The 10330-nt window shown below is 60.7% G+C and carries 6 protein-coding genes, 2 tRNA genes and 2 rRNA genes; 5 read left to right on the top strand and 5 right to left on the bottom strand.

The annotated features are described in order from the left end of the window. Positions 1-78 precede the first annotated feature (78 nt). The 4 genes from AC0N04_RS02210 to rrf all read left to right on the top strand — a co-directional run bounded on the left by AC0N04_RS02210 (position 79) and on the right by rrf (position 3716). A tRNA-Ile gene (locus AC0N04_RS02210) sits at positions 79-155 on the top strand. A 16-nt stretch (positions 156-171) separates the two neighbouring features. Next, positions 172-247, top strand: a tRNA-Ala gene (locus AC0N04_RS02205). 322 nt (positions 248-569) lie between these two features. Then, positions 570-3442 (top strand): 23S ribosomal RNA (locus tag AC0N04_RS02200). A gap of 161 nt (positions 3443-3603) precedes the next feature. Then, a 5S ribosomal RNA gene (gene rrf / locus AC0N04_RS02195) occupies positions 3604-3716 on the top strand. 40 nt (positions 3717-3756) lie between these two features. On the opposite strand, the gene AC0N04_RS02190 is transcribed toward rrf, so the two are convergent. From AC0N04_RS02190 to AC0N04_RS02170, 5 genes are read right to left on the bottom strand one after another with little or no spacing between them, the layout of a single operon-like run. Continuing rightward, on the bottom strand, positions 3757-5019 hold the full coding sequence (locus tag AC0N04_RS02190) for a glycosyltransferase (RefSeq protein WP_474278158.1): 1263 nt from the start codon (positions 5017-5019) through the stop codon (positions 3757-3759). Beyond that, on the bottom strand, positions 5016-6266 hold the full coding sequence (locus tag AC0N04_RS02185) for an alpha/beta fold hydrolase (protein ID WP_474278156.1): 1251 nt from the start codon (positions 6264-6266) through the stop codon (positions 5016-5018). The genes AC0N04_RS02190 and AC0N04_RS02185 overlap by 4 nt, the downstream gene beginning before the upstream one ends. After that, positions 6266-6580, bottom strand: a complete 315-nt coding sequence (locus AC0N04_RS02180) for a hypothetical protein (RefSeq protein WP_474278154.1) — start codon at positions 6578-6580, stop codon at positions 6266-6268. The genes AC0N04_RS02185 and AC0N04_RS02180 overlap by 1 nt, the downstream gene beginning before the upstream one ends. A 26-nt stretch (positions 6581-6606) precedes the next feature. Next, entirely contained in the window at positions 6607-8037 is a 1431-nt protein-coding gene (locus AC0N04_RS02175) for a cytochrome P450 (RefSeq protein ID WP_474278152.1), read from the bottom strand. After that, a complete protein-coding gene (locus tag AC0N04_RS02170; protein ID WP_474278150.1) occupies positions 8034-9182 on the bottom strand; it encodes a lipase family protein in 1149 nt (382 codons plus the stop codon). Before AC0N04_RS02170 ends, AC0N04_RS02175 begins: the two co-directional genes overlap by 4 nt. A 167-nt stretch (positions 9183-9349) precedes the next feature. Between AC0N04_RS02170 and AC0N04_RS02165 the strand changes: the two genes are divergently transcribed. Next, positions 9350-10330: a DnaJ C-terminal domain-containing protein gene (locus AC0N04_RS02165; RefSeq protein ID WP_474278148.1), complete on the top strand. Its 981-nt coding sequence runs from the start codon at positions 9350-9352 to the stop codon at positions 10328-10330.

The following is a 10330-nucleotide window of genomic DNA, read 5'->3' as shown; positions in this document are numbered from 1 at the left end:
TCGAGATGGCCTCGTGAGTACATCAAGAGCTGGCCAGGTTGATGCGAATGACGCTGGGCTCGTGCATGAAGAATGCGTGGGTCTGTAGCTCAGTCGGTTAGAGCACCGTCTTGATAAGGCGGGGGTCGTTGGTTCGAATCCAACCAGACCCACCAACCGTTCAACGGAAATGGGGGATTAGCTCAGCTGGGAGAGCACCTGCTTTGCAAGCAGGGGGTCGTCGGTTCGATCCCGTCATCCTCCACCATCGAGTCACTTCAAGTCGGGTGCAGACCCAAGGTTCTTCAGGGATCTTGGGTCTGCCTTTGAGAGAAGGCTGTTGTTCTTTAACAATTCAAAGAGTCGAATCAGTTGTCGACGGAAAGTATCAAGGGCGCTTTTGAAAAAGGGCGTGTCTGAAGTACACCGTGCCGTCGGCAACATTATGATTGCGTCAACGAACTTCAACTCCTAATACGAGTTTGAAGAATACGGCATAACGCGAATACTCAAACATCCATCGTCTCAGCGTTGACGATGGATACCAGTCCTTGATCGGCGTCTTAAAGCATTGGACGTCAAAGTTATAGGGTCAAGTGACTAAGTGCATGTGGTGGATGCCTTGGCGATTACAGGCGACGAAGGACGTGATAGCCTGCGATAAGCTTCGGGGAGCTGGCAAATAAGCTTTGATCCGGAGATTTCCGAATGGGGAAACCCACCCTTAGGGGTATCGCATGATGAATACATAGTCATGCGAGGCGAACCGGGTGAACTGAAACATCTCAGTAGCTCGAGGAAAAGACATCAACCGAGATTCCGAAAGTAGTGGCGAGCGAAATCGGAACAGCCTGTGCTCTTTAGCATTTGTTTTATCAGAACGGAATGGAAAGTCCGGCCATAGCGGGTGATAGCCCCGTATGAGAAAAGACGAATGTGGAACTAAGTGCACGACAAGTAGGGCGGGACACGTGAAATCCTGTCTGAATATGGGGGGACCATCCTCCAAGGCTAAATACTCGTAATCGACCGATAGTGAACAAGTACCGTGAGGGAAAGGCGAAAAGAACCCCGGGAGGGGAGTGAAATAGATCCTGAAACCGCATGCATACAAAAAGTCGGAGCCGCAAGGTGACGGCGTACCTTTTGTATAATGGGTCAGCGACTTACATTCAGTGGCAAGCTTAACCGAATAGGGAAGGCGAAGGGAAACCGAGTCCGAATAGGGCGTCTAGTCGCTGGGTGTAGACCCGAAACCAGGTGATCTATCCATGGCCAGGATGAAGGTGCGGTAACACGCACTGGAGGTCCGAACCGACTAGTGTTGCAAAACTAGCGGATGAGCTGTGGATAGGGGTGAAAGGCTAAACAAACCTGGAGATAGCTGGTTCTCTCCGAAAACTATTTAGGTAGTGCCTCAAGTATTACCATCGGGGGTAGAGCACTGTTATGGCTAGGGGGTCATGGCGACTTACCAAACCATTGCAAACTCCGAATACCGATGAGTACAGCTTGGGAGACAGAGCACCGGGTGCTAACGTCCGGACTCAAGAGGGAAACAACCCAGACCGCCAGCTAAGGTCCCCAAAATTGGCTAAGTGGGAAACGAAGTGGGAAGGCTAAAACAGTCAGGATGTTGGCTTAGAAGCAGCCATCATTTAAAGAAAGCGTAATAGCTCACTGATCGAGTCGTCCTGCGCGGAAGATGTAACGGGGCTAAGCCAGTTACCGAAGCTGCGGGTGCATATTTATATGCGCGGTAGGAGAGCGTTCTGTACGCCTGTGAAGGTGGATCGTGAGGTCTGCTGGAGGTATCAGAAGTGCGAATGCTGACATGAGTAGCGTTAAAGGGGGTGAAAAGCCCCCTCGCCGTAAGCGCAAGGTTTCCTACGCAACGTTCATCGGCGTAGGGTGAGTCGGCCCCTAAGGCGAGGCAGAGATGCGTAGCTGATGGGAAACAGGTCAATATTCCTGTACCGATCTATAGTGCGATGTGGGGACGGAGAAGGTTAGCTCAGCCGGGTGTTGGATGTCCCGGTTCAAGCATGTAGGCATGCTCTCTAGGCAAATCCGGAGAGCTTAGCTGAGGTGTGATAACGAGTCTGCTTGCAGACGAAGTGAGTGATACCCTGCTTCCAGGAAAAGCCACTAAGCTTCAGCTATAGACGACCGTACCGCAAACCGACACTGGTGCGCGAGATGAGTATTCTAAGGCGCTTGAGAGAACTCTGGAGAAGGAACTCGGCAAATTGACACCGTAACTTCGGAAGAAGGTGTGCCTTTAGTAGGTGATCCATTGACTTGGTGAGCCCAATGAGGCCGCAGAGAATCGGTGGCTGCGACTGTTTATTAAAAACACAGCACTCTGCAAAGACGAAAGTCGACGTATAGGGTGTGACGCCTGCCCGGTGCTGGAAGATTAAATGATGGGGTGCAAGCTCTTGATTGAAGTCCCAGTAAACGGCGGCCGTAACTATAACGGTCCTAAGGTAGCGAAATTCCTTGTCGGGTAAGTTCCGACCTGCACGAATGGCGTAACGATGGCCACACTGTCTCCTCCAGAGACTCAGCGAAGTTGAAATGTTTGTGATGATGCAATCTCCCCGCGGAAAGACGGAAAGACCCCATGAACCTTTACTGTAGCTTTACATTGGACTTTGAACAGATCTGTGTAGGATAGGTGGGAGGCTTTGAAGCGGTGCCGCTAGGTGTCGTGGAGCCAACGTTGAAATACCACCCTGGTGTGTTTGAGGTTCTAACCTTGGTCCCTGATCGGGATTGGGGACAGTGTATGGTGGGCAGTTTGACTGGGGCGGTCTCCTCCCAAAGTGTAACGGAGGAGTTCGAAGGTACGCTAGCCACGGTCGGAAATCGTGGTGATAGTGCATTGGCATAAGCGTGCTTGACTGCGAGACTGACAAGTCGAGCAGGTACGAAAGTAGGACAAAGTGATCCGGTGGTTCTGTATGGAAGGGCCATCGCTCAACGGATAAAAGGTACTCTGGGGATAACAGGCTGATACCGCCCAAGAGTTCATATCGACGGCGGTGTTTGGCACCTCGATGTCGGCTCATCTCATCCTGGGGCTGTAGCCGGTCCCAAGGGTATGGCTGTTCGCCATTTAAAGAGGTACGTGAGCTGGGTTTAAAACGTCGTGAGACAGTTTGGTCCCTATCTTCCGTGGGCGCTGCAAGATTGAGAGAGCCTGCTCCTAGTACGAGAGGACCGGAGTGGACGCACCGCTGGTGTATCGGTTGTCATGCCAATGGCATTGCCGAGTAGCTACGTGCGGAAGAGATAACCGCTGAAAGCATCTAAGCGGGAAACTCGTCTCAAGATGAGTCTTGCCGGGGCCTTGAGCCCCCTGAAGAGTCGTTCGAGACCAGGACGTTGATAGGCTGGGTGTGGAAGCGCAGTAATGCGTTAAGCTAACCAGTACTAATTGCTCGTGAGGCTTGACCCTATAACTTTGATGTAAAATACACGTCAAAGCAGACTGGGTGAGAATTCAAGTTATACCGTATTCCTGTTCGGTGTACGCAATCATATGATTCGACTCTTTTGAATTGGCTCTCCCGGCCAGTCGCCTGCACAGGCGGCACCGTGGATGGGCAACAAGTTAAGCCTGATGACCATAGCGAGTTGGTCCCACTCCTTCCCATCCCGAACAGGACAGTGAAACGACTCAGCGCCGATGATAGTGCGGATTCCCGTGTGAAAGTAGGACATCGTCAGGCTAATATCCGAAAGCCCGGTTGCAATGCAGCTGGGCTTTTTTCATTCCGAAATCCATCGGAGTATGGTTCTGACGGCATCGTTGGGGGCATCTGGCCTAGACAGGCACATGCCATCCCGCAGTATCGGTTGGCATCGGTGGTCAGATAGCGGCAAGCGGCGCAGGCGTCTGGAAAGCGATGTCAGCGGGTGTAGGTTTATTTCACGTCCCTGAAATTTCGTGATTCGCCACGCATTGTCGAACTGATCGTAAGCAGAGGGCGCCGTCACTTGATGGACGCGATGGTAGATTCCTTGAGCGGCCATTCCTATTCCTCCGTGATGTATGAGGAAGTCAGAATGAGAGAGTACGTGAGGCAGGGAAACCCAGGTACGCAAGAGTAGGTTTTTGCTTGAGGTGGGCCCACGGGTCTCGCTGTTCGCATCCAATAGAAGACAGCGATAGCCTTGTGTGGCCAAGATGCCTGCAGCCTGGCGAATGTCGCTGGTGCTACGTGTCGGCACCGAGCCCGGGTAAAGAACCACGAGCGGGCCAGATTTGCAGTCCGCACAAAAGGCGTCGAGTTCAGGGTCCGAAGCAGTCCCTGAAGGGGATCCGGCGTCATACAAGGGGAAGCCGGCAAAACGCACGTTTGGCGGCCAGTCATGCGGCATCGGGCCGAAGTCGTTCGGAAACAGGGCAATGACTTGGGTCGGTGAATGAAGCCAGCGATCGAAGATGGGTTCTGACAAAGGCGGAAGACCGTGGGCCATGCGCCAGCGATGAAGCCCAGGCGCCGCCATGGGTTCCAGCTTGTAGTGGTCGAGGAATTGCCAGAGTGCCTTTCGGAGTGGCCTGGGCGTCCACGTCGGAATCTGATGTCCGTTGAGGAACAGCGGATCTTCCTGTGAGCGAAGTGAGGCCGGAGCCGTGTGGGCTGTGGTCAGGCGAATGGGAAGCAACTCTGCCGTCAGGCGCGCGCCAACCACCAAAGGTGAGGCGACGACGCGCAACGCCCGCGGATTTGAATCGGCAAGGCCTGATAGCGCGAGCCACGTTCGATCGATCGCAGGGACGGCCAGGTGTCGCCAAAGAACACCGAAACCCCTTACCGGGTGCCAGAGATCGGGATGGTCGAGGGTGCGCTGATGCTCCGATGCCGTGGCAATCGGAGTGAAGGGGATGCCCAGCCTTTCCACCTCGTTGCGATACGGCTCCTGGGACAAGAAATGCACCTCGTCGCCGCGCTCCTGGAGCGCCCGGGCAATGGCGAGAAACGGGTGAAGGTCCCCGGCGCTGCCCAGCGTCGCGATCGCCGTCCTCATGGTGCCTTCCGTCCAAAGAACTGGAACTGATGGAAGTGAGTGCTTGCCACTGATGCGTAGCGGTCACAAAGGGTTTGCGAGCCCGCGGTCAACGCAAAGTAGTCATAGCCGGACGGTCGCTCGCCTGCCATCAGATACTGGAAATGGCAGCGGAATTTATCGGCTCGAATCTCGGCATAAGCCTCGGGTCCGAACATGTGGGCAAAGCGAGGATTGAGCAGCTTGGGACCGCGTGCCAGCGTTGCATGGTTCGATCTTCGGCAGCCTTCGGTGGGGTCGACCATGGGGAAGCAGCAGCCATCGGGCGGCGCGCCGAAGTCAACCCAGCACAACGAGCGGGCGAGCGACAACTCGGCCAAATCCTGGCGGAAGGCGTGGGCTTCGGGTTGCTCGCTCAGCAGCAGGGCGCAATGGCCTAGCGTCAACAGGCTGAGCTGCGAGTAGCTCTGATCATCTTTGGCGTGGGTGCGGGCCTGCTGCCTCAAGGCACGCGCTGCCACCGACATGGCCAGCATGGCGCCCGAACTGTGTCCTACCACCAGTACTTCGTCGTATCCGCCTACCGCCAGGGCCTCGGCCAGGTGCGTGGCAAATTCATCGAGTCGCGCCTCCAGCTCGGGCGTCCGGCCACGACCCTGCTTCACGATGCACGCCAGGCTGCGCATCAGCCACGCCATATGCTGCTTGCGCTCGGCATGCAGAGCAAGACCCATCGACAGCGGTACTCCGATCAGCCACAACGCAGAGCCCATCATCGGTGCGCCGTGGAGGGCAAGAAACATCCCGGCCGCCACAAGCCCGCAGCAAAGCAGCGTCACAAGGCCCAGCAGCGCACCGGGCGCCGCCATCACCGCGAACATCGGCCACGATCGGCTCAAGGTCCGCCACATCACGCCATTGCGCCACATGCAGGCGCTGGCCCAGACCGTGTTGAGCAGCAGGCGCCACCTGCTCCTGGGCCAGTGCTGTCGAACGATGTCGTCCCAGCGCAGAAACTCGTAGCGCGTCTCGACCGGCCGAGCGGCTTCGGCAGACCACCTGACCTCCCAAGCCGCGATGTGCTCGCCGTGGCGGCGACGCGGCCCGACCTCGATCGAGGCGCCATTGACCAGGGCCTGCCTGGCGGCTTGATCACGGTAGAGTTGATGGTAGTGCCCAGGCCCCTGCGGGTCGAAGCCGGCGAGATAACACGCCAGCCGTCGTGCGACCGGTCTGCCTGCATCGGCGTCGGAACCGGTCTGAGCCATCAAAAGATCGTCTGTTGGTGGAGGCGCTTGGCGAGCATCAGGTCGACGAGCGGCTGTTCGCGACGGTTGGCGCGCTCGCAATGACCTTTTTGAAGCAGGTCGGTGCACCAGATGACCCGCCGGGCCCAAGGCCGATGTCGCATCCGCCAGGCATGCGACGAGACGGATTCCCACGCGTAGCCGTTGAAGAGCGTTGCGTTGACGAAATGATCGAGCGCCCTCACGCCCGCACGGCCGCGTGCCGTGCTGCCGAAGAACCCGACCCAGACCAGCAGCAGATAGCCGGCGATCGCGGCCGGCACGACGGCCGTCATCAACAAGAATCCCGCAACTCGCTCCTTCATGCAGCCCCGCTCCGCTGGAAGACCTTCAAGAAAATACCATTTCCCGCGCGGACCGTGAGCCGCCCCACGGGCTCCGGGACATGGCCCTCGACGGGCTCGAACCGAAACTCGCGGGCCAGCGTCGCGAGGATCAGGCTGGCTTCCTGAAGTGCGAATGCGGCGCCGATGCACACCCGCGGGCCCATGCCGAACGGCAGATAGGCCTGTCGAAGCGACTCGTGGACCGGGATGGCGCCATCGTCGCCGACCTCGCGCTCATAGCGATCCGGATCGAACTCGTCCGGGTGATCCCACAGGCCTCGGTGCCGATGGATCAGCCACGGCGACACGACGACCGAGGCGTCGCGAGGCACCGCCTTGTCGCGCAGCGTGCACGCTCGTGCCGACTGGCGCGCCAGGAAGCCCACCGGCGGAAACAGGCGCAGCGTTTCGCGAAAAACGTTGCGTGCCAGCGTCCAGCCGCGGATGCGCCCCGCGTCGTCGCCTAGATCGGCCAGTCCGGTCACTGCCTCGGCATGCAGGCGCTCCTGGATGTCAGGCGCGTTGGCCAGCAGGTGCACTGCCCACGACAACGCACTGGCGGATGTCTCATGGCCTGCCAGAAACAGCATCGCCACCTGGTCCACCAACTCATCGAAGCGGAAGCCCTGGCCGGTTTTCGGGTCCCGGCTGCGCAGCAGGCTGGCCAGGATGTCGCTCCCGGCGCTTGCGGCAGTTCCGTCGGCGCCGTCCGGCGACGCTTGGTAAGCGTCATAGCGCGGCCGGATCCAGGTGGTGAGCAGGCGCCGGATCTTGGCTGCGGCCTGCCGGTTGCGTCGTGCGAGTCCCCAGGGGCGGAGCCAGCGCAGCCCGAAGAACGCCGGCATGATCAAACGTGGGGCGCGCGCTTGGTAGCCCGCGAACGCGTCGAAGACCTCGCGGGCGCTCTCGCTGTCCAGCGGCTGCGACACGATGGTCCGCAAGATGATGTCGGCGGCGACGTGCGTCATCTCCACCTCCATGTCGTGCACCTGACCCGGCGCGAGTGCGCGCAAGCGCACGGCCATGGCTTGTGCGGCATCCCGCATGCGCCCCAGCACGTGCTTGACACGCGCGGCCTCGAACGAGGGTTCCATCAGCGCGCGCTGCCGCTGCCAGACCGAGCCGTTGGTGGTGAAGATGCTGTCGCCTAGCAAGGGCCGCAAGGCATCGCCCAGCATTGGATGCTTGGGAAACGCGCTCGCTTCGTCGACCATCACCCGGCGTACCAACGAGGGCTCGTTGAGCATATACAGATCCAGACCCGGCAGGTGAATCTCGCCCATCTTCATCATGTAGCTGCGCGCGTACAGCCCGTCGAGCCAGGACCGGCGCTTGCTGAAAAACATGCGCCATGCCGACGGTTGAGTGTCGGCCGGGCGGGGGTAATGCGGGCAGAAGCGGGTCATCGTGGTGTTCGGGCAGGTTGCACCAAGGTATCGAAGCGCTGGCCAAGCGTGAGCGGACCGCAGGTCAGTTCCACCGGATCGTAGCCGCCGCCGACACGGGGCGCGCGCAGGTATTGCATGTGCAGGGCATGGCGGTTCTTCAGCAGGGCCTGGTAGGCGTCATCTCCAAGGCAGTGATGAAAGCGTGGTGACGCTTGGAGCAAGCGCGCCCTGCCGGGCTCCAGCCACGGGGGAACCCGGGAAAACGCAGCCCAGTCCGTGCGTGCGGAATAGTCGATCCAGGTCAGCCCGGCGCGGTCGGCCACCTCGCGCACCTCTCGCCGGAAGCGGCCGGTGCCGCCCATCCAGGCCAGCACCGGCGTGCACTGGCCCAGCGTCAACAGGCTCACCGTCGGTCCCTGCCGCCCCAGCCAGGGCGCCTTGCGGCCGGCGCGGGCCAGCACGGCGATGGCCATCATGCTGCCCGTGCTGTGGCCGACCAGCAGCACCTCGGCCGCACCCGATCCTCGAACCGCTCGGATCAACTCGTCGGCCAAGGCGTCCAGGCGTTGCTCGAGATCGGGCAACTCTCCGTGCGCCTGCTGCCAGGTGAAGCCGTAGAGCCGCAGCAGCCACTCGGTGTCCAAACGCGACTCAGCGGCCCGCCACAGCACCAGCCAGGCCGGGACAACAGCCGCCGCCGCCCAGGCCCATGGCAGCCAGCCGCTGGCGCCAGCGGCCATGGCCAGGGCGGCGCAGGTCGCGAGGACAGCTGCACTGACGCCCATGGGCAGCAGCCCCATCCAGAAGCCGGCGCGCGAGCCGTCCCACAGCTTGCAGAAGATGCCCTCCAGGGCGGCGCGGACATAGATGCGCCAGAAATCCAGCAGGGTTTGCCGCAAGCGCCTTGGCCAGTGCTTGCGGACGATGTCATCCCAGCGCATCACCGAATAGCGCGTCTGCAGCGTCGGCCCGCCGGGCACCAGCCAGTCCACCTCCCAGGCATCGACATGGGACGAGACGGTTTGGCGCCTGCCCACGCGCACCTGGCCGGGGTTCGCGTCCGCAGGCCGTTGGGCAACGGCCTCCCGAAACAGGCGGTGGTAGTGTCGCGCGCTCTTCGGGTCGAAGCCCCCGAGGAAGAAAACCTGCCGATGCAAAGGCATGCCCGATTGTGGATGAGGGCGCCCCCTTCAGCGCCGGCGTGGCGTCCGTGGGATTGGGGAGGTCCCGGCTTGCGGTACGCTGTCCAGCTCAACCTGCACAGGTCTCCCTTGGGTCGAAGCCAGGCAGGGGTTGTCAGCGTGAACGCCGTCATTTTCGAAAGCCGCGAATGGAATTCAAGGACTACTACGCGACGCTGGGTGTCGAGCGCACGGCGACTCCGGAGGAAATCAAGCGTGCCTACCGCCGGCTGGCCCGCAAGTACCACCCGGACGTCAGCAAAGAGCCCGATGCCGAGGCACGTTTCAAGGACGTGGCCGAGGCCCACGAGGCCTTGATCGACCCTGAGCGCCGTGCGGCGTACGACGACATCGCTCAGCGCCATGCCCGCGGGCAGGCCTTCGAACCCCCACCTGGGTGGGACAGCGGTTACGAATTCAGTGGGCGCGGTCCCGGCGGCATGGACGGGCGCCGCCGCCCCGAGGCCATGGACGAAAAGGCCTTCAGCGATTTCTTCGAGTCGCTGTTCGGGCGCACCGGCGCACAAGGCCCGCGTCGCCATGCTTCGGGTGCGGCGGCCATGCAAGGGCGGGATCACCATGCCAAGGTGGCCATCGATCTGAAGGACGCATACCAAGGCGCGCAGCGCGTGCTCTCGCTGCACATGCCCGTGGTCGACGCGACCGGGCAAACCACGCTCCAGGAGCGCCGACTGGAGGTCAGCATCCCGAAGGGGGTTCGCGAGGGACAGCACCTGAGGCTGGCAGGCCAGGGGGGCATCGGTCACGGCGGGGCGCCGGCGGGTGACCTCTACCTGGAAATCGAATTGCTGCCGCATCCGGTGTTTCGGCTTGACGGCGCCGATCTTTACTTCGACTTGCCGGTCACCCCCTGGGAGGCGGCCCTCGGCGCCACCGTCACCGCGCCGACCCCCGATGGCCACGTGCAGCTGGGCATTCCGCCGGGGTCGTCGTCGGGACGCAAGCTGCGCCTCAAAGGCAAAGGCCTGCCTGGAAAGCAGCCTGGAGACCTGTACGCGGTGCTGGTCGTCGCGCTGCCTTCGGCAACCTCGGCGTCCGACAGGGAAGCCTACGGCGCGCTTGCCCGGGCATTTCCGTCCTACAACCCGCGTGCCGCGCTGGAGGCTTGA

This window comes from Ideonella sp. sgz306126 (genome assembly GCF_056032705.1).
The sequence above is the reverse complement of the archived record's forward strand: the minus strand, read 5'-3'. Positions and strand labels throughout refer to the sequence as shown.